The sequence below is a fragment of the Cupriavidus sp. F041 genome (genome assembly GCF_057814235.1).
In genome coordinates this window covers 3,120,431-3,146,152 of the sequence record NZ_JBVASY010000002.1, presented here as the reverse complement: position 1 = coordinate 3,146,152, position 25,722 = coordinate 3,120,431, and the positions used below count along the sequence as shown (strand labels likewise).

Annotated in this window: 21 protein-coding genes; 8 read left to right on the top strand and 13 right to left on the bottom strand. The window is 65.2% G+C overall.

Annotation, left to right across the window (positions count from 1 at the left end; genetic code table 11):
* Nucleotides 1-10: 10 nt before the first annotated feature.
* Nucleotides 11-1,222 carry a dTDP-4-amino-4,6-dideoxygalactose transaminase gene (rffA, locus tag ACZY0R_RS31920; protein WP_488864078.1) on the top strand — a complete coding sequence of 404 codons (1,212 nt, stop codon included), beginning with the start codon at nt 11-13 and terminating at the stop codon, nt 1,220-1,222.
* Between the two features lie 57 nt (nt 1,223-1,279).
* Nucleotides 1,280-3,403, top strand: a complete 2,124-nt coding sequence (locus tag ACZY0R_RS31915) for a hypothetical protein (protein WP_488864076.1) — start codon at nt 1,280-1,282, stop codon at nt 3,401-3,403.
* Between the two features lie 58 nt (nt 3,404-3,461).
* Here the strand turns inward: ACZY0R_RS31915 and ACZY0R_RS31910 are convergent, their stop codons facing one another.
* From ACZY0R_RS31910 to ACZY0R_RS31880, 7 genes are all read right to left on the bottom strand, one after another.
* On the bottom strand, nt 3,462-4,328 hold the full coding sequence (locus ACZY0R_RS31910; protein WP_488864074.1) for a class I SAM-dependent methyltransferase: 867 nt from the start codon (nt 4,326-4,328) through the stop codon (nt 3,462-3,464).
* A complete protein-coding gene (locus tag ACZY0R_RS31905; protein ID WP_488864072.1) occupies nt 4,325-4,693 on the bottom strand; it encodes an EamA family transporter in 369 nt (122 codons plus the stop codon). The genes ACZY0R_RS31910 and ACZY0R_RS31905 overlap by 4 nt, the downstream gene beginning before the upstream one ends.
* 534 nt (nt 4,694-5,227) lie before the next feature.
* A complete protein-coding gene (locus ACZY0R_RS31900; RefSeq protein ID WP_488864070.1) occupies nt 5,228-6,349 on the bottom strand; it encodes a glycosyltransferase family 4 protein in 1,122 nt (373 codons plus the stop codon).
* Nucleotides 6,349-7,608 carry a lipopolysaccharide biosynthesis protein gene (locus ACZY0R_RS31895; protein ID WP_488864068.1) on the bottom strand — a complete coding sequence of 420 codons (1,260 nt, stop codon included), beginning with the start codon at nt 7,606-7,608 and terminating at the stop codon, nt 6,349-6,351. Before ACZY0R_RS31895 ends, ACZY0R_RS31900 begins: the two co-directional genes overlap by 1 nt.
* Complete coding sequence (locus ACZY0R_RS31890) at nt 7,608-8,732, bottom strand: glycosyltransferase (RefSeq protein ID WP_488864066.1); 1,125 nt, start codon at nt 8,730-8,732, stop codon at nt 7,608-7,610. Before ACZY0R_RS31890 ends, ACZY0R_RS31895 begins: the two co-directional genes overlap by 1 nt.
* A 35-nt stretch (nt 8,733-8,767) precedes the next feature.
* Entirely contained in the window at nt 8,768-10,084 is a 1,317-nt protein-coding gene (locus ACZY0R_RS31885; RefSeq protein ID WP_488864064.1) for an exopolysaccharide biosynthesis polyprenyl glycosylphosphotransferase, read from the bottom strand.
* Nucleotides 10,081-11,247, bottom strand: a complete 1,167-nt coding sequence (locus ACZY0R_RS31880; protein ID WP_488864062.1) for a glycosyltransferase — start codon at nt 11,245-11,247, stop codon at nt 10,081-10,083. The genes ACZY0R_RS31885 and ACZY0R_RS31880 overlap by 4 nt, the downstream gene beginning before the upstream one ends.
* 418 nt (nt 11,248-11,665) lie before the next feature.
* Here ACZY0R_RS31880 and ACZY0R_RS31875 point away from each other — a divergent pair, with 418 nt between their 5' ends.
* From ACZY0R_RS31875 to ACZY0R_RS31860, 4 genes are all read left to right on the top strand, one after another.
* A complete protein-coding gene (locus ACZY0R_RS31875) occupies nt 11,666-13,051 on the top strand; it encodes a phosphomannomutase/phosphoglucomutase (RefSeq protein ID WP_488864060.1) in 1,386 nt (461 codons plus the stop codon).
* A gap of 40 nt (nt 13,052-13,091) precedes the next feature.
* A complete protein-coding gene (gene waaC / locus ACZY0R_RS31870; RefSeq protein WP_488864058.1) occupies nt 13,092-14,132 on the top strand; it encodes a lipopolysaccharide heptosyltransferase I in 1,041 nt (346 codons plus the stop codon).
* Nucleotides 14,132-15,457, top strand: a complete 1,326-nt coding sequence (gene waaA, locus ACZY0R_RS31865) for a lipid IV(A) 3-deoxy-D-manno-octulosonic acid transferase (protein WP_488864056.1) — start codon at nt 14,132-14,134, stop codon at nt 15,455-15,457. Before waaC ends, waaA begins: the two co-directional genes overlap by 1 nt.
* Nucleotides 15,458-15,637: 180 nt before the next feature.
* Nucleotides 15,638-16,471, top strand: a complete 834-nt coding sequence (locus tag ACZY0R_RS31860) for a DUF4377 domain-containing protein (protein WP_488864054.1) — start codon at nt 15,638-15,640, stop codon at nt 16,469-16,471.
* A 105-nt stretch (nt 16,472-16,576) separates the two neighbouring features.
* On the opposite strand, the gene ACZY0R_RS31855 is transcribed toward ACZY0R_RS31860, so the two are convergent.
* The 6 genes from ACZY0R_RS31855 to ACZY0R_RS31830 all read right to left on the bottom strand — a co-directional run bounded on the left by ACZY0R_RS31855 (nt 16,577) and on the right by ACZY0R_RS31830 (nt 24,535).
* Entirely contained in the window at nt 16,577-18,067 is a 1,491-nt protein-coding gene (locus ACZY0R_RS31855) for a TolC family outer membrane protein (RefSeq protein ID WP_488864052.1), read from the bottom strand.
* Nucleotides 18,068-18,197: 130 nt separating this feature from the next.
* Nucleotides 18,198-18,521, bottom strand: a complete 324-nt coding sequence (locus tag ACZY0R_RS31850; RefSeq protein WP_035863867.1) for a rhodanese-like domain-containing protein — start codon at nt 18,519-18,521, stop codon at nt 18,198-18,200.
* Nucleotides 18,522-18,535: 14 nt separating this feature from the next.
* Nucleotides 18,536-19,189: a protein-L-isoaspartate O-methyltransferase family protein gene (locus tag ACZY0R_RS31845; protein WP_488864050.1), complete on the bottom strand. Its 654-nt coding sequence runs from the start codon at nt 19,187-19,189 to the stop codon at nt 18,536-18,538.
* Nucleotides 19,190-19,385: 196 nt separating this feature from the next.
* Nucleotides 19,386-22,592 carry an efflux RND transporter permease subunit gene (locus ACZY0R_RS31840; protein WP_488864048.1) on the bottom strand — a complete coding sequence of 1,069 codons (3,207 nt, stop codon included), beginning with the start codon at nt 22,590-22,592 and terminating at the stop codon, nt 19,386-19,388.
* 12 nt (nt 22,593-22,604) lie between these two features.
* Complete coding sequence (locus tag ACZY0R_RS31835; RefSeq protein WP_488864046.1) at nt 22,605-23,747, bottom strand: efflux RND transporter periplasmic adaptor subunit; 1,143 nt, start codon at nt 23,745-23,747, stop codon at nt 22,605-22,607.
* On the bottom strand, nt 23,744-24,535 hold the full coding sequence (locus ACZY0R_RS31830) for a TetR/AcrR family transcriptional regulator (RefSeq protein WP_488864044.1): 792 nt from the start codon (nt 24,533-24,535) through the stop codon (nt 23,744-23,746). Before ACZY0R_RS31830 ends, ACZY0R_RS31835 begins: the two co-directional genes overlap by 4 nt.
* 208 nt (nt 24,536-24,743) lie before the next feature.
* On the opposite strand from ACZY0R_RS31830, the gene ACZY0R_RS31825 reads away from it, so the two are divergent.
* Together ACZY0R_RS31825 and ACZY0R_RS31820 are read left to right on the top strand one after the other, a co-directional pair.
* Nucleotides 24,744-25,028, top strand: a complete 285-nt coding sequence (locus ACZY0R_RS31825; RefSeq protein WP_488864042.1) for a YkgJ family cysteine cluster protein — start codon at nt 24,744-24,746, stop codon at nt 25,026-25,028.
* A 19-nt stretch (nt 25,029-25,047) separates the two neighbouring features.
* Complete coding sequence (locus ACZY0R_RS31820) at nt 25,048-25,608, top strand: DUF1439 domain-containing protein (protein WP_045236004.1); 561 nt, start codon at nt 25,048-25,050, stop codon at nt 25,606-25,608.
* Nucleotides 25,609-25,722 lie beyond the last annotated feature (114 nt).

The window sequence follows — 25,722 nt, the reverse complement described above, 5'->3', positions numbered from 1 at the left end:
CGAGACAGAGATGAACCCTATTCGCATGCCGAAGCCGAAGATGCTTTACCCTGTGACCGAGGGCTTGGGCCCCAGCACCAAACGCAACATCTCATTTAATCGCCCGTATATGACGGGGCGGGAGCTGCACTATATTTCGCAGGCCCATTTGCGAGGCCATCTGGCCGGAGATGGACCGCTGACGGACCTTTGCCACGGCTGGCTGGAGGAAAAGACGGGTGCCGCGAAAGCGCTGCTCACGCATTCCTGCACGGCCGCTCTGGAAATGGCCGCTCTGTTGCTCGATCTCTCCCCCGGGGATGAAGTGATCATGCCGTCGTACACCTTCGTGTCCACGGCGAACGCATTTGTCTTGCGGGGTGCCGTACCGGTGTTCGTCGATGTCCGTCCGGACACTTTCAATCTGAACGAGCAGTTGGTTGAGGCCGCCGTGACTTCCCGCACCCGAGCCATCGCGCCCGTCCATTATGCGGGCGTGGCATGCGAGATGGATGCATTGATGGCCACGGCCAACAGGCACGGGCTGCAGGTCGTCGAGGATGCGGCGCAGGGCGTCATGGCGAGCTACAAGGGCCGTGCGCTGGGCAGTATCGGACATCTTGGCGCCTACAGTTTCCACGAGACCAAGAACGTGATCAGCGGCGAGGGTGGGGCGTTGATCATCAATGACGAACGCTATGCTGTACAGGCGGAGATCATCCGGGAGAAGGGCACGGACCGCAGCCGCTTTTATCGCGGCGAGGTGGATAAATATACGTGGCAATCATGCGGGAGTTCATTCCTGCCCAGCGAGCTAACGGCAGCGTTCCTGTGGGCTCAGCTGGAGGAGGCCGAGTCCCTGACCCAACGACGTCTCGCGCTATGGAATCGCTACTACGAGCTGCTGGCGCCGCTTGAGGCAGAGGGCTTGTTGCGCTGCCCCATTGTGCCCGCAGAGTGCGAGCACAACGCCCATATGTTCCAGATCCTGGTTGCGAAGGGAATCGATCGGAATCGGGCCCTGTCGCAATTGAAGGCAGCCGGAATAGGCGCGGTGTTCCACTACGTGCCGCTTCATTCGTCCCCCGGTGGCTTGAACTTTGGTCGTGTGCACGGAGAGCTCTCGGTGACAGATGATATTGCCGCTCGTCTGATCCGTCTTCCGCTCTGGATCGGCCTGCCGGAGAACGACCAGCTCTATGTGGCCGAAATTCTGCGAAAGGTGCTTGCAGAATCTGCCTGAGACCGTTGTAGAGCGGTAGCAACGGACCGGGCACTGCTCTGGATGGGGATTGAGGCTTTGCCCTGGTCCGTTGTGTTCTCCTACGTCAACGCAATAAAGAAGGACGGCTTCATGGGGTCGTATCGGCAGGTCATTTGGCTGCGTTTCGCGTTTGCTGCAGTGATTGGCGGCTTTGTTGATGCGCTAGTTGTGCTTGGCGGCGCCAGCGTGCAAGGTATGACGCTGCTGTGGCCCGTCGCAGGCGCTGCGGTCATTGTCGCCTCTGGCGAGTTGTTGCTCGGTCTGGCACGCCTGACCGCGCTCGCGGCATGGTTGCCGGGTGCGTTTGTGGCGGGGATGTCGGTGACGGCCATGGCGATGCTGGCACTGACGGAAATCGGCGGCTTGTCAGCGCAGACTGCTTTCCTTGTCTGGTCCGTGCTCGTGATTGCCGCGGCCGCTCTCAGGTATCGCGCGCTGCCCGGAGCCGGATCGTGGCTGGATGTGGGCGTGACGCTTGGCTTTGCGGTGCTGGTGGTCTTTTTCTGTCGCGGGCTGGTCGAGTTCCTGCCGACGGCGGTATCCGGCGGCCCGCTACAAGGTTGGTCGGACTACTATATCCACGGGACTGTCATCGCCTCCTTCGGTGATCCTCTAGCCGTCGGGCAGGGAGATATCCTGCTGGCGCATGTGAACCGGCCCTTCTATCACTACGGGCCATTCATGCTACCCGCGGCCATGCTGCCAATGACGGGCTTGCCAGGTCTTGGTCTCGCGACCGCAGTGTTGCTCCCGATCGGCCTTCTCGCCGCGATGCTCGGTACCTATGCGCTGGCCGCCGAAATAGCCGGGACTGGCGCGGCCTTGCTAGCGGTGTTGCTGGTCGCATGCGTGCCGGACCCGTCGCACTACTGGATGTTGAACGCATTCTTCGGGTTCCACTGGATGCTCTTCACGTCTCCGGGCTCTGGCTATGCCATGGGCGTTGCCGCCATGGCGGCCTGCTGCCTGACTGTGGGTTTGAGGAGCGGGGCACGTGGTGCGATTGGGCTGGCCATCCTCTTGCTGTTCAGTCTGGTTCTGCTCCGTATCCATTTCTTCATGTTGCTCGCGCCGGCGTTGTTGGCCACGTGGCTGATAGCGCTTTGGCGCGGATCACCACGCCAGAAGCTGCTGGTGTTCGGTGGTGGTGCACTCGCTGTATTTGCCGTAGCACTGACGTTTCCGGCCTACCACGCGGGCTGGCGCGTCCTCATGCAGCCCTTAGCCTATATGCAGAACATGCTGCAAAGCGGCCCCGACTGCTATGCGCAAGCGTTTCAGCGGCTGTATGCGTCCTTGCCCCTGCCGCTGGCGCTGGCCGCAGGGGTCGCTTTGCTGGTGGTGGCATCGCTTGGTGTGTTCGCCGTTGCGTTTCCGGTCGTGGCAGCGTCTTGGGCTCACACGGGGAAATGGGAGGCAGTGGACTGGCTGCCCGTGCTGTTGTGCTGCACCTTTGCCTTGCTGGCGCTGGCGGCGCCGGTGCCGCCAAATACAGATGTCTCGGAGTTCAAGCAGCGACACTTTGTTTTGCTTTATGCCGTTGTCGGGGTGTGGGTTGTGGCGCGCCTCGTGCAGTGGCTTGACGTACTGAGCTTGCGAACTGCCCGTCAGCGGGCCACGGTAGTCGTTGCATTCCTGATTGCGGTGTCATTCGTCATGCTGATTGGCAGAGACGCCGAGCCGGGCATGCCCTCGCTGCGATACATGCCGTGGGGCAAAGACTTTTACGGCGTTCCGATGCGCTTGGGCACAGCGCAAGCCGCGACCTATATCCGCCAGCGCGCGCAACCGGGCGATCTGTTGATCATGGGGGGCGGTGCGATGCGCGAAGACCTGCGCAGTCCGTTGATCGAGATAGTGAGCATGGCGGGCGTGCCCGCTTATGTCAGCCGAATCAACCTGTTAGAAATGAAGGGCGGACCGGGCAGGGTCGTCGCAGAAGCAAGGCGTGTCGACGTCGACACGATACTAGATGAAAGTTCCTGGCCTGCGGCATGCACCCTTATGCGGGAGCGGGGTATTCGGTGGTACGTCGAAAATGGTGACAAGCTGCCGCGATGGGATCCCGCGAGGCGCTCTTCCGTCTTCAAGGCGGGGAATTTTGCTGTCTACGACGCAGGTCCTCCGCATGACGTCGACACCTGCGCTGCGGCCAGTTAGCGCGGCTCCCGGCGGATTGTTAGGGCCTTGCTTGAGCGTGGCCGGGCACCCCGACCGTTCAACGGTCGAATGTTGTTTTGTGCTTTATCAGCGAGCAATCCATGATCGGAAGTCTCGAGGCCGGGATGAGTGCCGTCATCCGCAACAGACCGAGCTTTTGCAATACGCCGAGGAATAGCTGTATCTGAGCTCCGCGGCGGGCGCGAAAGCCTTCGTCGTTGAATGCCCGGTCCAGGAAGAGGTTGAAACTCTCTTTGCGGAAAATCGGGGAAACCTGGAGGAAATTCTTGCTGAGTTTCCTGACGTTATTTACCGTTATCCAGTTTAACGATTCCCAAGTTCCAAGTGGATCGATGACTGCCTTGGAAGCGACGATTTTCTTCCAGAAGAAACGCTTTGTCAGAGAGCGGCTAAGCAGAGTGGGAATGTTGAAGTGGGGCTCGTAGGGAAAGCCATAGTTAGGGCACATAAACCGATAAGTGCCCCCGTCCTTGATTGCGCTAAAGGCCCGCTCGAGTACCTTCCGGACGTCCGTGACATGCTCCATGACATTGATGGAGAAGGCGTAGTCATATTCGCAATTCGCGGAGAGACTTTCACCCGTACAGCGCAATAGCCGGGGCGCGTGGCCATGGCGTTCGGCGTATTGCAATACCAGTGCCTGGAGTTGATGAAAATGGGAGAAGCCGCTGCCGATGGGTTCCAGTGCGGTAACGTTGAATCCCTCTCTCTGGAGCAGTGATGAAAGAATGAGCGAACCGCCGCCGATTTCGAGGATGGCGGATCCCGCCGGAAGGTTGCTGAAGTCGCTAGCGAAGAGGCGCCGGCCAAATTTCGCTTCTTCGGCATACTCGTTGAATATTTTTTCCAGGCTCGCGTCGGACGAGACGACAAAGGCACGAAGGTCACTGAAGTAGTTGTTCATTGTTGGGATCCTATGGCGATGCCGGCGATGATCAGAACGGCGCCGATGATCTTGTACATAGTGATCGGTTCGCCAAGCAGGTAACCGCTTGCAATCAAGACCAGCACGAAAGTCAGCCCCTGGTAAATCGGGAAGGCTTGACCCAGCGGCAGGCGCGAGACGGTAAATAGCCATGCAAACGATCCAACCAGGCCGCATACATAGGCCGAAATCACGTACGGGTCGGTGAAATAGAGAAAATATTTCTGAAAAGCGCTATCGAGACCAGCAGAAGATTGAACCAGATATTCCGACCGCCACTTGATTAGTATTTGGCTGAGTGCAACCAGAAAGACGGTTGGAAGAACCTTGATGATGACGTTCATGCCGTTATGGTGAAATGACTGTTAAAGGGCAAACCAGGTGTCAGGAGCGGCGAGCGTCGCAAACATCGATCGGCACCCGGGTCCAGAATTTCAGAATTCGAGAGGGCCGGAAAAACTTCCGAAAAGTGTGATTTCAGCCACTTTATAGGTGGCGCGGCCCTGCAATATTATGCCCGCTCTTTAGGCGTCGGTCGATGGCATGATCCTCGCACGAGGGCCTCGGGTGTCCGCGCTGCGGGGGGAGTGTGTTGCCTATGAAAGGACGGCTTTCGCGTGCTTATCGCCACCTCGTCGACATCTACAATGCCAAATCGTGCCAGAAATTGTCGCCTGATACTCTGCCGGGTCGCGAGATCCGCACGCCCCGTGCGCGCCTTAGCGCGAGTCCTTGGCGGCGAACGCTCTGGCGGGCCGTGCATGATTCAGCGAGTTGGTTCCGCCAGCACGGCCATCTAGCGACCGTTGCGCCACCCGCGGATCAATCGGAAGGCGCGTCATATTACTTCAGCTGATTTAACGCCATTCGGCTGAAACTTAGATCCCCCTATTTTGTTGCTTGGCGCGGCTGGCGGCCACGTCAGGGCCCAGAAGAACCTGCCACTGTTGCGCCAGGTGTACTTGCGAAAAATGCGAGGCCTTCTCGTGTGCCGCCGCGGAAAGCCGCGCGGCCTCTTCAGGATGACGAATCATGTGCACCATGGCCTGGGCGAGTGCTCCTGGTGCGTCCTTTGGAACTACGAGCGCGTCCTGCCCCGGGCTCAGCAATTCACGCGGTCCCGTCTCGCAGTCCGTCGACACGATCGGCAAGCCAAACGCCATCGCTTCGATCAGCACCAGCCCGAATCCTTCGTACCGGGAGCTGAGGCAAAAGACAGAGGCTTGCTCGTAAGCAATCGTTATATCTGCGTAGATCCCCGGCAGTGTCACGCAATCGCGCAATCCCAGTTCGTCGCGCAATGCCTCCAGCACCGCGCGTTCCTCGCCTTCGCCGGCAATTGTCAGCTGCCAATTCGGTTCCAGCCGCGCTACCACGGACCACGCCCGCAGGAGAATATCAAAGCCCTTGGCATGCACCAGTCGCCCCACCGCCAACACAGTCTTGCCTGTCCTTGGCGCGGGTTGCGCCGGCATGGCAAACGGCAATGGGTTGGGGATGCAAACTACAGTGCTGCGGGGGCGAAGGGCTTCCGTCCATCGCTTGCGGTCCCGTTCGGTCAGTACCACGATGGCTTCGCAATAACGCGCAGCCAGGCGGCGGGCGAACCTGCGCGCCGGCTTGCCGAGGTCTTCGTCGAAGTGGCAGTGTTCCCAGGCGATGTGCCGCGTGCCAAGCCCGAGCGTTGCTGGCAGGGCAAAAAGCGCAAGCATGGTGTCCACCTGCACCAGTACATCCACCTTGTGTGCCCTGACATGGCGCCGTATGCCGGCCACCGTTGCGGCGTACGCGCGCTTGAAGGACGGGCGCTGCGCGAATACGGTCTCGTGGGTGACAGCCGGATGCAGCGGGAAGCAGCTCGTGGCGTCCCAGAGGCTCAGGATGGTGACGGTGTAGCCTTGTTCGGCAAGCGCATTGGCCATGGTGGCCGTCATGCGTTCCGCGCCGGCCATCGCGTTCAGCGTCCCCGTGAGAAAGCACAGCCGGGGCAATGTGCGCATCACGCGTGAGCCTCGCGCGTGGCGGGACGGGCCCTCGCGCTGCGTATCCAGATCGCGATGCCAAACAGCACCGAGAGCAGGTTGGCGACGGCGTAGCCGAGAATGGCGCCGTACACGCCAATGCGGGGAATGGCGATGAGGTCGATGACGATGGTGACGATGAACACTAGGGCCCATTTGATCGCCACCAGCCGCGGACGCTGCAGGTAGATCGGCAGCAGGGTCAGTCCGACGTCGGCAAAGATCAGCGTCGAGGCAAGCGCCGAGAGTTGCAGCAGGCTGGCCGCGGACGCGAAGGCGGAGCCATAGAGCAGATGGATGATCCAGTGCGCGCTCAGTGCGATCACGATGCCGCCGGCAGCACCGATGGCCATCATGCCGCCGGCGATCTTGAGGATGTTGCGGCGCGCCAGGGCTAGCGTGGGCTGCGCGTACACATAGATGGGCGCGACGCCAGCTGAAAGGATGGTGGCGACCATGACAAAGTTGTCCAGGATCTGCATGGATGCCGCGTAGGCCCCCAACTCGCCAAGCGGTACCAGTGGCTTGAGCAGCAACTGGTCGATCCGGCGCGAGCCCATCATCAGCATGAAGCTGGCCCAGAACAGCAGTCCGTTGCTGAACAGCTCGCGGACCATCGCGGGTTCATAGGTAACGCGGGCCCGTGGCGCTCGTGCCAGATAGTAGGTCGTCAGGAATATCGCCATGACGACCGGCTCCAGCGAGAAGGCTAATGCATAGGAGGGTACGTGGTGGATGCCGAGCGCAAACAGGAGTGCGACGCTCGTCGCCTTTACCGACAGCGAGGCAAGATTGAACAGCGTGTTCGGCCGCGTCCTCGTATGCGCTTGCAACCACGCCGTGACAATGCCGAAAGGTTCCCTTAGCATCACAGCCAGCCCAATGATCAGCGCCGGTAGCCAGAATTCGATGGTCTGGCCGGTGACGACCAGGAAAGCGCACATCAGCAGGTAGCTGAGAATACCGGCCGCCAGTCGGAGCCGGAATGCGTGGACCACCAGCCGATGCTGCGCCAGCGGATCCTGGTTGGCCACCAGGCGCGGGATAACGACTTCGCCACCGCAGATCAGTGCAATCGAGGAGGCAATGTAGACCACGGCCTGCGCATACTGGAAATGCGCAAAGCCCTCCGGCCCCAGCCCGCGCGCCAGCATGGCCACAATGCCGATGCCGGCGCCCACCTGCAGGCCCCGTTCGACCAGCATCCATACTAGGTTACTGGCAACCTTGCGTTGCATCAGAGGGGCTCCGCACAGGCCGAGGGAGCCATCCGGGCCAGGCCCGCATAGCAGGCCAGCCACTGGCGGGCCACGGCTTCAAGGCTGAAGCGCGACACGATGCGCTCGCGCCGGGCGGTCTGCTCGGCAGCCGCGCCGCGGCCGTCCCCAAGCACTTCGCCGATGGCGGTGGCGAGAGCTGAGGCGTCGCCCCTGGGCACGATCGTCCCGCAGTCTCCGAGCAACGCCGCGACACCGGCGGCGTCGGTGGCGACCACCGGACACCCGCACGCAAGCGCTTCGCCCACGGCCAGGGGCATGCCTTCGATCTCCGAGGAAAGTACGAACAGGTCGGCCGCGTTGAGCAATGCCGGGACGTCGCGGCGGGTGCCCGCCAGCATGACGCTTCCGGTTAGCTCCTGTTGGCGAATACGTTGCTCCAGGGCGGCGCGTTCAGGCCCCTCGCCGACGATCAGCAGGCGCGCCTTGACCTCCGTGCCGGACCGGAAGAGGGCGAATGCGTCGATCAATACACATTGCGCCTTTTCAGGCACAAGACGCCCGACATTGAGCAGCAGGCGCGTGTCGTCATCCAAACCAAGTTCCGTCCGGGCAATGTGCCTCGCCACCGCGTCGGGGCGGAACTGGGTGGTATCGATGCCATTTGGTACCACGGTAATACGTGCGGCGGGTACGGCACCCGACTTCACCATCGCTAAACGGCCTTCCGGGCTGACATGCGTAGTGAGGCTGGCCCAGCGATCCGTCAGCCGGTAGGCGAGCATGCGCATCCAGCCGCCTTCGCGCGCGCTGTGCGCGGTGCAGATGACGGGCGGGCAGGGTGACACAGCGGCAAGGACCCGAGCGAACAAGTTGGCGTGCACCATATGGGCGTGAATGATTTCCGGACGCCACTCTCGCACAAAATGGAGCAGATGCCGAAGTGCCCGAGCCATCGATAGGGGTGTCTTGCGCATGTCGAGGGCCAGCTGCCTGACCGTAGCAGGCAGGTCCACCGCGCATCCCGGTGTCAGGCTGACCACCGCTACGGCATGCCCCAGTGCGACAAATTGCCGCGCCAGCGCGGCCACTTGCTGCTCCGCGCCACCGAGCTGCAGGCCGGTGCTCAGCAGCAGGATGCGCATGGGGGCTGTGGCGCCTTGGGAGGACAATGGCGTGGTCACCGAGCCCCGTATCCCGTCAACAACGTCCGCAACGTCTTTACCCCGATCAGCAGGTCCAGCGCAAACGAACAGTGCTTCACGTAATACAGGTCGTAACTGAGCTTGGTCACCGTTTCTTCATGCGTGCCGACGTAGCCTTGCTGCACCTGCGCCCAGCCCGACAAGCCAGGCCGCACCAGATGGCGGTAGGGATAGTAGGGGATGGTATGGGCGAATTCCTTGACCATGGGTACTTGTTCGGGGCGCGGGCCGATCAGGCTCATATCGCCTGCCAGCACGTTCCATAGCTGGGGGATTTCGTCGAGCCGGTATTTGCGGATCACGCGGCCTACGCGGGTGACGCGCGGGTCGCGCCGGGCGGCGAATTGCGCCGGTGCACCGGCGTCGAATCCCATGCTGCGGAACTTGAACATGGTGAAGGATTTGCCGAAGAGCCCCACCCGCGCCTGGCGGAACAGCGCGGGCCCGGGCGATTCGAGGCGGATCGCGATGGCCACCGCCACGCCCAGCGGCAGTGCGAACGGCGCCAGGCAGATCACCGCGGCGAGATCGATCAGGCGCTTGGCGAAGCTGTAGAAATAGTGCGCGGCGTAGTCGTCGAGGAAGTTCTCGTCGATGTGTGCCAGGCCGACGCGGCCGGTCAGCATCTCGCCGACCCGGTCCACCGAATACATGCGCACGTGGCTGAGCTTGAACTGGGCGAGCACACGGGTGCGCTCGGGATCGGCGGTGGCGTTGCGGTCCAGCATCAGGCCGTCGCAATGCACCGCTTCCTCGAGCGAGCTGATGGCCTGGAAGCGGGTGGGGCTGGCGGGCGCCGCGCCTGGCATGGCGAGGATCTTTTCGAGCTGTGCCAGCGTGGCGGCATCGGTGTAGCCGAATACCGGTACGTAATTGCGCACGAAGTGCCGGTAGCCGAACCAGATCCAGCCGAGCGTGGTGAGGTAGCTGAGCAGCAGCGCGCCGCGCGAGTATTCGAGGTGGAAGGCGGCAAAGGCGAAGAGCAGCGCCGCGAAGGGCAGGGTGGCCGCCAGTCCGACCAGGCTGTTGCCTTCCATGACGGGCAGGTGCAGCGAGCGGTGCAACAGCACGAAGGCGAACAGGTAGGGTAGTGCCGACCACAGCAGCGTGCGGGTGAAGACGTAGGTGACCAGGCCGGCGTGATGCGCGAATTCGGCCAGCGCGATATTGAGGCCGAACAAGAGCAGGCCGAGCAGTGCCCAGGCCAACATGCGGCTGGCGCGGCGGATGGTTTCCGAGCCTTGGGCGCGGGTCAGCTGGGCGGGGCGGCCGACGCTGTGCATCTTGTTCATTGTCCGCTTGCTCCGGTGCTGGCTGCCGCACGGGCGGCGGTGGCCCTGCCAGCCAGCGCTTGCAGGTAGATCGCCCAGGTCGCCTCGGCCATCGGCGCCAGGCCAAATTCCCTCGCCCATCGGGTCCGAGCAGCGCGCCCCAGGTTCTCGCGCAAGGCGGTGTCGCCTGCCAGCCGCGCCAGCGCGCCTGACCACGCATGTTCGTCGTTGCCGGCGACCAGCAGGCCGCAGGCGCCGTCGTCGAGTTGCTCGCGGATGCCCGGCAGGTCGCTGGCTATGACCGGCAGCCCGGCCCGCATGGCCTCCAGGACCGACAACGGGAAGCCTTCGTGGTCCGATGCCAGCGCGAAGGCCTGGGCCGAGGCCAGCAGGGCGGGAACGTCTGCGACCGGGCCGGCGAACCGTACGCGCCCCGGTGCCATGGTGTCGGCCAGGGTCCGCAAGGCGGCCATTTGGGGGCCTCCGCCGGCCAGTACCAGCTCGCAATCGGGCAGTGCGGCGCGCGCGAAAGCGCGGATCAGCAGGTCGGCGCGCTTCGGCGCGGCCAGGCGCGCCACCATGACGATGCGCCGCAGCGGTGCCCCGGGCGTGGCGTGCGCGCTGCTGTCGGCAATGCCGTTGCGGATCACGCTGATCCGCGCGGCGGGAATTGGCAGTGCCGCGGCCAGCGCCCGTTCAGCCTGGGCTACACAGATCAGGCGGGTCGTCAGCGGTGCCAGCAGCCATTCCATCACGCGCGAGACAAGGCGCTGGCGGGCCGGGGCCGCGGCCTTGAAGGCGAAGCCATGCACCGTATAGACCACCGGAATGCCGAGAAGCCAGCCTGCCACCCGGCCCAGAGCGCCGGCCTTTGCACTGTGGGCGTGGATCAGGTCGGGCTGCGCGGCGCGCAGCGCCGCCAGCAGTTGCCTGAGCGCGGCTAGCGCGCGCAACGGCGACAGGGCATTGTCAAGCAGCGGCAGGCGTACGGTGCGGGCGCCGGCAGCCCGTGCGATGCCCAGCAGGGGGCCATCCCCCCCGGCCAGCAGCACAGGCTCGGTCCTGTCGCGCAACGCCTGAAGCAGATCGGCGACGTGCGTCTGCGCCCCGCCGATCTCGGAGTTCGTGATCAGGTAGGCGATGCGCGGGCGGAGCGGGTGGTGGTTGGGCAGGGGCGAAGGCACTGGGCAAATCGCAAAGGGGGCTGGCGGAATAGCGCTGGGTAGTTCGGTAGGGCCGTTGATCCGGCAGAAGGTTCGATCAGGCGCCCAGTACGAAATTTGGGCAAGAAGTCCGAAAAATGCATACAAACACGGCCCAGACGTGCTGGCGGGGCCAAATCCGGGGCGAGTGACGCGAATTCGTCAAAGGCCATCCGGCGCAGTCTGCGGTAGGCCTGGCCAGCCACGCAGGCCTCGTTGCTGGTGCCATGCGGGCCGGCTTGCCGCGCCCTTTCATGCGTGGCCGAACGATTATAACTGGCGTGCCCCTCGCATTCCGGCAAAATACGGCCTTTGACGCATTTGCCCGCCGCGCCGGCTTAGGCCGGAACGGGTGGCCGGCAAAGTCGACCGGTTCAACCGCAAATATTCAGGATGACCCATGCAAATTGATCCTTCCATTTTCAAGGCCTACGATATCCGCGGCATCGTCGGCAAGACCCTGACGCGCGACGTGGCGCGCGCGATTGGCCTGTCCTTCGGCACGGCCGCCGCCGAGCAAGGCGAGCGCGCCGTGGTGGTGGGGCGCGACGGACGCCTGTCGGGCCCGGACCTGGTGGGCGGGCTGGTCGAAGGCCTGCGCGCCGCTGGCATGGATGTGATCGATCTTGGCATGGTTGCTACGCCGATGGTCTATTTCGGTACCAATGTCGACCTGGCAGGGCGCCGCGCCACTTCCGGCATCATGGTGACGGGCAGCCACAATCCGCCCGACTACAACGGCTTCAAGATGGTGCTGGCCGGCAAAGCGATCTACGGCGAGCAGATCCAGGCGCTGCGCCAGCGGATCGAGGCCGGCCAGTTCGCCAGCGGCGCCGGCGGCTACCAGCAGGTCGACATCCGCCAGCAGTACCTGGACCGCATCGTCGGCGACGTCAAGCTGGCGCGCCCGATGAAGATCGCGCTCGATGCCGGCAACGGCGTGGCGGGTGCCTTTGTCGGCGACCTGTTCCGCGCACTTGGTTGCGAGGTGACGGAGCTGTTCTGCGAGGTGGACGGCAACTTCCCCAACCACCATCCCGATCCCGCCCATGTGGAAAACCTGCAGGACCTGATGCGCTGCCTGAAGGACACCGACTGCGAACTGGGCCTGGCTTTCGACGGCGACGGCGACCGCCTGGGCGTGGTGACCAAGGACGGACAGGTGATCTTCCCCGACCGCCAGTTGATGCTGTTTGCCGAGGAGATCCTGTCGCGCAATCCCGGCCAGCAGATCATCTATGACGTCAAGTGCACCGGCAAGCTGGCGCCCTGGATCCGCCAGCACGGCGGTGAGCCGCTGATGTGGAAGACCGGCCATTCGCTGGTCAAGGCCAAGCTCAAGGAAACCGGCGCGCCGCTGGCCGGCGAGATGAGCGGCCACGTGTTCTTCAAGGATCGCTGGTACGGTTTCGACGATGGCCTGTACACGGGCGCGCGCCTGCTGGAGATCCTGTCGAAGCACGCCGACCCGAGCGCATTGCTCAACGCCTTGCCGAATTCCAACTGCACGCCCGAGCTGCAGCTCAAGTGCGCCGAGGGCGAAGCCTTCACGCTGCTCGACAAGATCCGCGCCAATGCGAAGTTCGATGGCGCGCGCGAGGTCATCACCATCGACGGCGTGCGCGTCGAATACGCCGATGGCTTTGGCCTGGCACGTCCGTCCAACACCACCCCGGTGGTGGTGATGCGTTTCGAGGCCGACAACGACGCTGCGCTGGCACGCATCCAGGCTGAGTTCAAACGCGTGATCCTGGCGGAAAAGCCGGACGCGCAACTCCCGTTCTGAGCGGATGCCGTTGAATGCGCCCCAGGCGGGCAAATCGGGGATGCCGGGCGAATCCTTGACGCAGCATGCGCTGCCCTTGCGGCCGCGCATCCTGGTGGTCAAGGTCTCATCGCTCGGCGACGTGGTGCACAACATGCCGTTGATCCACGACCTGCGCGCGCGCTGGCCGGACTGCGAGATCGACTGGGTGGTCGAAGAAGGCTACGTCGATCTCGTGCGCTTGCTGCCGGAAGTGCGGCGGGTGATCCCGTTCGCCTTGCGCCGCTGGCGCAAGCGCTTCTACCAGGCCGCTACCTGGCGGGAGATTGGAGCGTTCAGGCGGGCTCTGCGCGAGGATGCCTACGACGCCGTGATCGAGACCCAGGGCTTGCTCAAGACCGCCGTGGTGGCCCGTGTGGCCAGCCGCCGCACCGGTGCGCCGGTGATCGGGCTGGCCAACGCCACCCAGGGCTCCGGCTATGAGCCGGCCGCGCGGCTCTTCTATACCGATTCGGTGACGGTGCCGCGCCAGACCCATTCGGTACGGCGCTCGCGCCTGCTGGGCGCGGCCCTGACTGGGCTCGCTCCGCCGGAGCCGCCCCGGTTTTTCGGTTCCGGCGCGCGCACGCTGCATGTCGGCGATCCGCTATGGGCCGGCCTGCCGGCGCGCTACGCGGTGTTTTTCCATGCCACCGCGGGCGCGAAGAAGAAGTGGCCGCTGGCCAGCTGGCACGACCTCGGCCGGCGGCTGGCGGACGAAGGCTTGACCATGCTGCTGCCCTGGGGCAATGAAGCGGAGCGGCGCGCGGCGGAAGAGATCGCCGCCGGCGTGCCGCAGGCACAGGTGCTGCCGCGCTTCACCGTCATGCAGGGTTTCGGCCTGATCAACCGCGCAGAAGTGGTGATCGGGGTCGATACGGGCCTGGTCCACATCGCCGCGGCGCTGTGCCGGCCGACCGTGGAGATCTATACCGCCACCTGGCGCTGGAAGACCGAAGGGTACTGGTCCGATCGCATCGCCAATGTGGGCGACGACGGCGTGGTGCCGACGGTCGATGCAGTCCACGCTGCCGCGCGGCGCGTGCGCGGGCAGGGGATCTGATGCTACGCGTCTTGTATAACCTGCTATGGCTGCTGGCGCTGCCAGTGGCGCTGCTGCGCCTGGTGTGGCGCGCGCGCAAGGAACCCGGCTATGTGCAGCACGTGGGCGAGCGCCTTGGCGCCTACGGCAAGCTGCCGGCCGCAGGGCCCTGGGTGTGGGTCCACGCGGTGTCGGTGGGCGAGACTCGCGCAGCGCAGCCGCTGATCGACGCGCTGCTGGCGCACTATCCGTCCCATCGCATCCTGCTCACGCATATGACGCCCACCGGGCGCCAGACCGGCGCCCAGTTGTATGGCGGGCAGCCGCGCGTGATGCAATGCTATCTGCCCTATGACCTGCCTTGGCTGGTGCGGCGTTTCCTGCGTTATTTCCGTCCGGTGGCGGGCATGCTGATGGAAACCGAGGTATGGCCCAGCCTTGTGCGAGGCGCCCGCGTGGCGGGCGTGCCGCTGCTGCTGGTCAATGCCAGACTGTCGCCGCGCAGCTTCCGCCGTACCGCGCGCTTTGGGCGGGCCGCGACGGCGATGTATCGCGACTTCACGGCGGTGCTGGCGCAGACGCAGGGTGATGCCGAACGCTTTCGCGCCCTTGGCTTGCCTTCGGTGCAGGTGACCGGCAACCTCAAGTTCGATATGCAGCCGCCCGAGGATGGCCTGCGCCGTGGCCAGGTGTTGCGCCAGGGATTCGGCGGGCGCGCGGTGTTCGCCGCCACCAGCACGCGCGAAGGGGAGGAGGTGCTATTGCTCGAAGCGTTTGCGCGCTGGCAGGCGATGGCGGCCGACGCGCCCGGCGCCGTGCCGCGCCCGGCCTTGCTGCTGGTGCCCCGCCATCCGCAGCGGTTCGACGAAGTGGCTGGGCTGGTCACGCGTGCCGGATTCACGCTGCAGCGCCGCAGCGCGCTTGGCGATCCGGAGGGATGGGAGCAGGCGGGACAGCCGGAGCCGGTCACGGCGGATGTGCTGCTGGGAGATTCGATGGGCGAGATGGCGCTGTACTTCGCAGCCTCGGACATCGCTTTCATCGGCGGCAGCCTGCTGCCGCTGGGCGGCCAGAACCTGATCGAGGCATGCGCCGCCGGCACGCCCGTATTGATCGGGCCGCACACCTTTAACTTTGCGCAGGCGACCGAGGATGCCATTGCTGCCGGCGCCTGCCAGCGCGTGGCTGATGCCGGCGAGCTGATGCGCGCGGCCGCGATGATATTGGGCGATCCGCCAGGGCTTGCCGCCATGCGCGAGAACGCGCGCGAATTTGCGGTACTGCACCGGGGAGCTACCGCGCGAACCGTGGCAGCGCTGGAAAAGGTGCTCGGCAAGGCGCACTAGGCGCAGATCCCTTCGCCGCAACCTGGGGTCTTGTAGGCCAGCGTCCGATGGGCTGCGAGCACGCAGTTCGCTACACTCTCCGGAGTGAGGGACCAGACCCGCCGCCCCAACAGGCCCGCAAAGCCGCCCCGGAGCGGCGCGGGCCGGCCAGGCCGCGCCCCCCTATCAGGAGCTTTTCAGATGCAGAAAACCATTCGTCTTTCGCCCGGCGCGCTGGCTGCGCGTGCCGCCGCCGTCATGCTTGCCGCGGCCCTGGGCGCTTGCACCACATCGCCCGCGCCCGATTCGCCCGGCGCCGGGGCCAGCCTGAACCAGGCGCAGACCGGCGGCCCCAGCCGCTGGGAGCTGGTGCGCTGGCAGCAGGCCGACGGCACGCTCAAGCCCATCTCGCATGGCGATAACGGCGAGCCGATCATCTTTGAATTCAATAGCGGCATCGACTCGGCGCAAGGCACCGTCAGCGGCTACAGCGGCTGCAATCGCTTTACCGGCAGCTACGGCAAGACGGCAACCGGCATGCGTTTCGACAGTCTGGCTGGCACGCGCATGGCCTGCGTGCCGCCGCGCGGCGAGCTGGAGTCCGCGCTGCTCAAGGCCATGCAGTCGCCGTTCACTACCGTGGGCACGCAGCCGTCGGCCGGGTCGACGGGACGCCAGATCATCTGGAAGACCACCGACGGCGACCTGCTGCAATTCATCGAGCGCGAAGGCGTGGGCAAGCGCGGCGCCAGGCTGGATGCGCAGGCAGCGGCCGGCGGCGTCGAGAAGACGGTGTACGTGGATTCGCAGCGGGTGGAATGCTCGGGCATGGGCCGGCAGACCTGCTATCGCGTGCGCGACAACCCCAATGCGCCGTGGACGCTCTGGTATGGCCCGATCGAGGGACTGGATTTCGAGCCGGGCATCGCATACACCTTGCGGGTGCGCGAGACCCGGGTGGAGAACCCGCCGGCGGACGCTTCGGCTATCCGATGGCAGTTGTTGAGCGTGGAGTCCCGTACGCGGGCCAACTGAGCGGCGCCAGAAAGCTGGGCCAGCAAGCAAAACGCCGCGGTCGAAGCCGCGGCGTTTCTGTTTCGAGCGAATACCGGTTGGCCGGTGGCCGTCCGGCATTCACATTCAGCTGCGTGGCGCGGGCGCTCCGGCGATGGCTTCCTTGCGCGTGGCAGGGCGCTTTGCCGCTGGCGGCGTACCGGCGGGCGATGCCGTGCCGAGCTTTACCTTCTCCGGCAGCTTGTACATCGAGCCCGGCGCCGAGGTCAGCAGCGTGTTGATCTGCACGACATCGTCCTCGGTCAGCGCGCCCGTCGCGGCCTTGAGGCGCAGCCCGCTCATGATGGTGTCGTAGCGCGCCTTGGCCAGGTCGCGGCGGGTGGAGAACAGCTGCGCCTCGGCGTTCAGCACGTCGATATTGATGCGCACGCCCACTTCATAGCCGAGCTGGTTGGATTCCACCGCGCTCTGCGCCGAATGTTCGGCGGCTTCCAGTGCCTTGACCTGCGCCAGGCCGTTGGACACGCCCGAGTAGGTCTGCCGCGCGTTCTGGGCGGCGGTGCGCCGCGCGAACTCGAGGTCGCTCGCGGCCTTGTCGGCCAGTGCCGCGGTCTCGCGCACGCGCGACTGGATCTGGCCACCGCTGTAAATCGGCACGTTCAGTTGCACCCCGATCTGGGCGCTGTTGTAGCGGCTGGAAATATTGACCTGCTGCGTGGCGTTGCCGGTGGAGTTGACGAAGCCATAGGAGGCTACGAGGTCGACCGTGGGCAGGTGGCCGGCGCGCGCCTTGTTGTACTCGCGCTGCGCCGTGTCGAGGTTGTAGCGGGCAAGACCCACTTGCGGGTTGGTGTTCTCGGCCTGGCTGGCCCAGGTGTTCACATCGGCCGGCTGCGGACCGGGAAGGGTGGCGGCGGGGCGCAATCCCAGCAGTTCGTCGACCGGCTTGCTGGTGATCTGCTGCAGGTTGGCGCGCCGGATTTCGAGATCGCTCTGCGCCGCGATTTCGGTCGAGGTGGCGAGATCGTAGCGGGCCTGCGCATCGTTGGCGTCGGTGATGGTGGCGGTGCCGACCTCGAAGTTGCGCTTGGCTTGTGCCAGTTGCTCGCCGATGGCCTTCTTCTGCGCGCCGGCCAGGTAGAGGTTGTCCTGCGCGGCCAGCACGTCGAAGTAGGCTTGCGAAGTGCGGGTGATCAGGTCGAGCTGCGCCTGGCTGAAGGTAACCTCGCCGGCCAGCGCTGCCAGTTCGCCCTGCTTGTAGGTCTCCCAGCGATCCCAGCGGAACAACGGCTGGACCAGTTGCAGCGTCCAGTTATTGTTGTTGATGAAGCGGTCCGCCACGAACGGCACCGTCTGGTCGATGTTGGTGCGCGTGGCGCCGAGCGTGCCGTTGATCTGCGGCAGCAGGCCGGAGCGTCCCTGCGGGAGCTTTTCCAGGGTGGCCGTCAGTTGCGAACGCGCGCTGGCGAACTGGGCATCGTTGGCTTGCGCGTCGCGGTAGACCTGGAGCAGGTCGGCGCCATGCGCGGCCGGCAGTTGCAGCAGCGCAAGCAGGGAACCCGTCAGTGCCAGGCGCGTCTTGGCCACGCCCCGCGCAGGGAAAAGCGCAAACCTCATGACATCTCCAGTCTGCCGGGCACCGGGCGCGCGGCTAACGTTTCTAACGATCAGCGTTCTAGGGAATCGGCGCCGCGGGAAGCCGGCGCCCTGGAATTGATGCTTGTGCTGCTGCTAGTGCTGGTGATGCTCAGTACTTCGGCATCGCCGGGTCGACCTGCTCGGACCAGGCGTGCACGCCGCCCGTCAGGTTGTAGACCTTGGCAAATCCTTGCCGCTCGAGGAAGCTGGCCACCTGCATGCTGCGCGCGCCGTGATGGCAGATGCAGACGATGTCGGCCTCCTCATCGAGCTCGGCGGCGCGTGCCGGGATCTGGCCCATCGGGATATGGGTGATGCCGGGCATGGCGCAGGTCTGCACTTCCCAGCCTTCGCGTACGTCGAGCAGCACCGGCTGTGCGCGGCCGGTGTCGGCCAGCCAATGTGCCAGTTCGGGGGCGTTGATTAACTGCATGTGCTGGGTCCCGCTCAGAAGTGGAAGCGCGAAGGCTGCTCGGCGCCGATCAGCGGCGTGACGGCAGTCTCGAACAGGTTGACCGTCTTGTACTCGGTCTCGCTGACGCGCGTGATGATCTGGGCTTCCAAGGCTGGCAAGGCGCCGACGAACGCGGCGATGCGCCCGCCAACCTTGAGCTGCGACAGGATGAACGCCGGCACCGAGGGCAGCGCGCCCGAGATGCAGATCACGTCGTAAGGCGCGCTGGCGGCCCAGCCGGTGGCGGCATTGCCTTCGGCCACGTCGACATTGGTCACGCCGGCGTCGGCCAGGTTCTGGCGGGCCAGCGCGGCAAGTTCCGGCAGGATGTCCACGGTCAGCACGTGGCGCGCGCGGTGGGCCAGCAGGGCGGCCATATAGCCGGAGCCGGCGCCGATCTCAAGCACTTGTTCGTGCTTGCGCACGGCCAGGTCCTGCAGGATGCGGGCTTCCACGCGCGGGGCCAGCATGTTCTGGCCGCCCGGCAGCGGGATTTCCATATCGACGAAGGCCAGCGCGGCGTAGGCCTGCGGCACGAACTGTTCCCGCTTGACGACCGCCAGCAGGTCCAGGATTTCCTGATCCAGCACATCCCACGGGCGGATTTGCTGTTCGATCATGTTGAATCGGGCTTTCTCGAGATCCATCTTGCCATTCCTTCCAATGCCAACCGCTAATCAGTTCTGAATTCCGGCCGCGCGGTGCCAGGGGCCGGGGAAATCCGTCAAACCTAATATTTTAACTCTTCGTCAAGGCAGTTGCCCAAGCGCGTGGCCCCGGGTGTGGCCTGCATGCCGCAGTCTGGCCAGGGCCACGGCATTCCGGGTATCCGCCGGCGCTGCCTCATTCCGCACTCGCCGGCCCGTGCGCTGGCGCATCGGCCGCCTGCGGTGCGGCGGCGCGGGCGGGAGCCGCCTCCTTGCCTCGCCACAGCCGGCCCAGCCAGGCGCTGAAATCGTCCAGGTACGTATAGATCACCGGCACCACCACCAGGGTCAGGATCGACGAGGTGATGATGCCGCCGATCACCGTCTGGCCCATCGGCGCGCGCTGCTCCGCGCCTTCGCCCAGGCTGAAAGCGAGCGGCACCATGCCGAAGATCATGGCCAGCGTGGTCATCAGGATCGGCCGCAGCCGCACGCGTGCGGCGGCCACCAGCGCCGCCTCGCGTGACATCGGCGGCTGGCCGTCGGTGCCGCGCCGGGCCTGGTTGGCGAAGTCGATCAGCAGGATGGCGTTCTTGGTCACCAGCCCCATCAGCATGATGAAACCGATGATGGAGAACATGTTCAGCGTGGAGCGGAACAGCAGCAGCGCCGCGAACACGCCGATCAGCGTGAGCGGCAGCGAGGTCATGATGGCGATGGGCTGGAAGAAGCTGGCGAACTGCGAGGCCAGGATCATGTAGATAAAGATTACCGCCAGCGCCAGCGCCGATACCGCGAAGCCGAACGATTCGTTCATCGATTTGGTGGAACCGCCGAAGCGATATTTGTAGCCCGCCGGCCAGTTCATGCCGTCCAGCACCGTCTTGACCTCGCGCGCTACCTCGCCCTGCGAGCGCCCCGCGGTATTGGCGGTCAGCTCCACTTCGCGGTTGAGGTCGCGCCGGCTGATCTGGTTGGCGCCGGTGGTGGGCACCAGTTCGGCGATCTGGCGCAGCGGCACCATGCGCGGCGAGCCGTCGGTGTTGGTCTGGTTGCTGGCGATCATCAGCGCGCTGAGGTCGGCCATGCCGGTGCGCGCGTCCTTGGGCAGGCGCACGCGTACGTCGTAGTTCTGATCGTCGGGAGCGCGCCAGGAGCTGATGGCGTCGCCGGCCAGCAGCGGGCGCAGCGCGTTGCCGATCTGGACAATGCCGACACCCAGGTCGGACGCCAACTCGCGGCGGATGCGTACTTCCACCGTGGGGCGGTCGTCCTTCATGCTGGAATCCAGGTCGGTCAGGCCGCGCACGGCGGCCATGCGCCGGCTGGCCTCCACCGACAGGCGCCGCAGCGTTTCCAGGTCGTCGCCCTGGATCGACACCTGCAGCGCCTTCTGCCCGCCGGCGCCATCGGGCATGCCGACCATGGTCAGCGTGATGCCGGCGATGCCCGCCAGCCGCTCGCGGATCATCGGGTTGAGTTGCGTGGTGGTGAGCTTGCGCGCGCGGCGCTCGATCAGGCGTACCGAGACTAGCGCGTTGTTGCGCCCGGAGGTGTTGCCCGAGTTGATGGTGGCGTAGGTGTAGGCCACTTCTGGGAAGGTCTTGAGCGCGGCTTCCACCTGCCTGACCTTGGCTTCGGTGACCGCCAGCGAGGTGCCCACCGGCGTGGTGAAGCCCACCTGCGTTTCGCCGAGGTCGGCGGCGGGCACGAACTCGGTGCCGATCAGCGGCACCAGTGCGAAGCTGCCGAAGAACGTCACCACGGCAATGATGGCCGTGGCGATCCGGTGCTTGAGCGCCCAGCCCAGCATCGATCCATAGCCATGGCCGAGCGCATCCATGCGCGCCGAGAACCAGTCCAGCATGCGGCCCACGGTACGGCCGTACAGGCTCTTCTTGTTGCCGGTGCCGTGCAGGTCCGGGTCATGCCAGACCGAGGACAGCATCGGGTCCAGCGTGAAAGAGACGAACATGGAGATCAGCACCGCCGCCACCACGGTCACGCCGAACTGGTGGAAGAAGCGGCCGATGATGCCACCCATGAAGCCCACCGGCAGGAACACCGCGACGATGGAGAAAGTGGTGGCCAGCACCGCCAGCCCGATCTCGTTGGTGCCGTCCAGCGCCGCTGTGCGGTGGTCCTTGCCCATCAGGTTATGGCGCACGATGTTCTCGCGCACCACGATGGCATCGTCGATCAGCAGGCCCACGCACAGCGACAGCGCCATCAGCGTGATCACGTTGAGCGTGAAGCCGAACATGTACATCACGCCGAAGGTGCCGATCAGCGCGATCGGCAAGGTCAGCCCGGTAATCACCGTGCTGCGCCAGGAGCCGAGGAACAGGAACACGATCGCCACCGTCAGGAAGGCGCCTTCGACCAGGGTGGAGCGGACTTCCTTGACGCTGCTGCGGATGCCGCGCGCGGCGTCGTTGACCACGGTGAGTTGCACGCCGGCGGGTATCAGTTTGCGCACCTCGTCGGTCATCTTGATCAGGCCGTCGACGGTATCCACGGTGTTCTGGCCCTGCGCCTTCACCACCGCCAGGAACAGCGCGCGCTTGCCGTCCAGCATGGCCAGGCTCTCCTGCTCCTCCTCGCCGTCGCGCACGTCGGCGACCTGTTCCAGCGTGACCGGCTGGCCGGCGCGCCGGGCCACGATGATGTGGCGGAAGTCGTCCGGCGAGATGACGCGCCCCTTGATCTGCACCACCGTCTCGGTGGAGGAGGAGCGCAACTCGCCGGCAGGCAGCTCCTGGTTTTCGTTGCGGATGGCGTCCATTACCTGGTTCACGCCAATGCCGAGCGCCTCCAGCTGGGCCGGGCGGATGCGGATCTCCACCTCGCGCTTGGTGCCGCCCACCAGGCTGATGGCGCCCACGCCGCGCACCGTCTCCAGCCGCTTGCGCACGATCTGGTCGGCAATGGTGGTCAGCTCGCGCTGCGTGCGCTCCGCGCCCGGCGCATTCGACACCGACAGGTAGAACACCGGTGCCTCTGACGGGTCGTAGCGCAGCACGCGCGGGTCTTTCACCTCGTCGCGGAACTGCGGGCGGATCAGCGCGATCTTGTCGCGGACGTCCTGCGCGGCCTGGCCAACATCCACGGTCAGGTCGAACTTGATCACCACCACCGAGTTGCCCTGATAGGAGTGCGAGAAGATCTCGTCGATGCCGGAGATGGTGTTGACGATCTCCTCGATCTTGCGGGTGACATCCGATTCGACCGATTCCGGCGCGGCGCCGGGGTACTCGGTCTGCACCACCACGATCGGGAAGGTGATGTCCGGGAACTGGTCGACCGGCAGGCGCTGGTAGGAGAACAGGCCGATGACGACGAAGGCCATCATCATCATGGTGGCCAGCACGGGGTTATGGATGGACAGGCGGGTGAACCACATGGGCGGGGGCTCCTACGCCTTGACCAGCTTGACGCGGCTGCCCGCGCGCAGGGTGCCGAGATTGTTGCGCACCACCTTGGCGCCGGCGGCCAGGCCGCTGGCGATCTCCACCAGCCCGCTCTCGTCGTCGCGGATGCCCAGCTTGACCTGGCGCTCTGCCAGCACGTCGTTTTCCACGCTGTAGACGAAGGCGCGCTCACCATCGCTGCGCACCGCCGTTGCGGGCACCGCCACCACGCCGGCATGGCGGCCGAGCACCAGCGCGCCCTGGGCGAACATGCCCGCGCGCAGGCGTGCGTCAAGGTTGTCGACCCGCACATAGACCATGATGCTGCGCGTGCCCTGGCTGACCGCGGGGTTGATGCGGACCAGCTTGCCCTCGAAGCGGCCGCTGCCTTCCACGTCAAGCTGCACGGCCTGGCCGATGGCGGCATGCGCTACGTCGGCCATCGGGATCGGCGCCTCCAGTTCCAGCGCGCGCAAGTCCACCACGTCGATCAGGCGCGTGTCGGGCGATACCTTCTCGCCAGGCTGCACCGCGCGCGCGGCCACCAGACCGTCCAGCGGCGCCTTGACGATCGTATCTGCGAGCGCTTTTTGCGCCACTTCCAGGCCGCCCTGGGCGGCATCGAGGTTGGCGCGCGCCACGTCCAGGTTGCTCTGGAAATTGTCGAAGGCGGTCTTGGAGATGAAGCCCTTGGCCACCAGTTCGCGGTTGCGCTCGAAGGTCTGCTTCGAATTCTCATACTGGCCGCGCGCCGCCAGCATCTGCCCGCGCGCCTGCGCTACCTTGGCCTGGTATTCGGTAGCATCGATGCGCACGATGACCTGGCCGGCACGCACGACTTCACCCTCGCGAACCAGCACCTGCTGCACCTCGCCCGAGACCTTGGCCTTGACCGAAGCCTGGTTGAGCGCCCGCAAGCCACCGGACAGCGGCAGCGAAACGCGCAGGTCCTGCGTGGTGGCATCGACCAGGTCGGACTGCAGGAATTCCACCAGGCCAGGCGCTGCGGTCCGCTGGGCAGTGGCTTGCGCCGGGGCCGCGCCCGGCTTGCCGTTGCCTGTCTTGCGGACCGCGGCTGCGGCGCTCAGCACGCCGATCACGGCAATGGCGGCAATCGTACCGATCAGGATCTTCTTGCGTCGGGTCATGCGGTCTCCGGCGGCCGCGTCGGGGGATCCCGCGCGTCCTGCTGCCCCTGCGCTTGTGCAAGGGCTTGTTGTTCTTCTCGTATCTGCTCCCAGATGTAGGGGCCAACCTGGGGCGGCAGCGGCGTATCGCGCGCCGCGCCGGTGGTCAGGCCGAACAGCAACATCTGGAGCAGGTTGTCGAGGAAAGCCTCGGGGTCGATCTCGATGCGCGACGACGCGCTGAACGCGCGCTGCCACAGCATCAGGAACATCAGCGGCGCACAGATCAGCGTCGTGGTCGGGTTGGCCGGCGTCTCGCGCAACTCGCCACGCTCCACGCCGCGCTTGAGCACGCGCGCGAACAGTTCGTCACCCGGCAGCACCACTTCCTCATGGTAGAACTGCGCGATGTCAGGGAAGTTGCTGGACTCGGCCATGATCAGCTTGGTCAGGCCGGCTACCGGCGTGGCCCCGATCAGGCCCCACCAGCCGCGCAGCAACTCGCGGAGCAACGCCGGCGTGGAACCCTGGTAGTTCTCCACCAGGTCGATGCCCCTGGTCAGCGTTGGCACCAGGTTCTCGCGCACCACGGTCTTGAACAGCTCTTCCTTATTAGCGAAATACAGATACACCGTGCCCTTGGACACGCCTGCCGCGGCGGCAACATCCTCCAGCCGCGTGGCCGCATAGCCGCGCTGGACGAAAAGCTCGAGCGCGGCAGCTACCAGTTCCTGCGGGCGCGCGGCTTTGCGGCGAGCCCAACGTTTGGTGTTTGCCGCTTCCTGGGTCTGGTCTGGGGACTTTTTCACTGGGCCGCTACGCACCGATGCCGGCGCGTTCCGCGAGAATTGCAGATAAATAACTCTTGGGTCAGTAATGTAGTAGACGCGATTCCGGCGGTCAAGCGTGCAGGCAATCCATGGCGCTGCCGGTGCCAAAGCGTGAAGGAGGGGGCGCGGGTTGGGGCACAATACGGGGCTGCCGGGCGATGCCTGTGCCTGTGCCTGAACCTTTGCCATGCCCCTTCAGTCTGAACTTTCCTGTCGGCCCGATTGCGGCGCTTGTTGCACCGCGCCCTCGATCACATCGCCCATTCCAGGCATGCCAAACGGCAAGCCGGCCGGCGTACCCTGCGTGCAACTGCTGCCCGACCGGCGCTGCGCGATTTTCGGCGAGCCCACGCGGCCGGCGTTTTGCGCCGGTCTGAAGCCCGCCGCCGACATGTGCGGCGACTCGCGTGTGCATGCGCTGGCATGGTTGTCGCAGCTAGAGGCCGCCACCGCGCCCGGCCATGCCGGCTAAACCCGCAAGGATCAAACAGATGTTCAAAATGACTCGCCGGCGTTGGCTGGCAGCAAGCGGTGCCGCCGCGCTCCTCGCGGGACTCGCCGCCTGCGGCGTGATGGGCAACGACTACACCTTCTCGCAGAGCCAGTTGCAATCGGCGCTGGAGCGCAAGTTTCCGTTCAACAAGCGCTATATGGAGCTGTTTGATATCCAGCTCGCCAACCCGCAGCTCACGCTGGACCCCGGCCGCAACCGCGTCAACGTACAGTTCGATGCCACCGTGGACAACCGGCTGTTCTTCCGCCAGCCGCTGACCGGGCGCTTCGCGCTGGACAGCGGCCTGCGCTACGATCCGGCCAGCCGCGCGGTCGTGCTGCAGGATCCGCAGGTCCAGCAGTTCGACGTCAATGGCCTGCCGCCGCAGTTCTCGCGCCAGCTCAATGCGCTCGGCGGCATCCTCGCGGAGCAATTGCTGCAAGGCTATCCGCTCTATACCTTCCGCCCCGACGAGCTGCGCCTTGCCGGCGCGAGTGCCGAGCCCGGTACAATCACCGTTTTGCCCAACGGGATCAACGTCAAGATCAATCGGCCGTAAGGAAGAGCGGCGCGCTGCGTGGGAGGCATATGCCTTGCACACGGTAGCGTCATGCTCGTGGTCGATAGTGGTGGTTCCTTGTGTGCGAGACCGTGCGGGTACTCATTTCCTTTT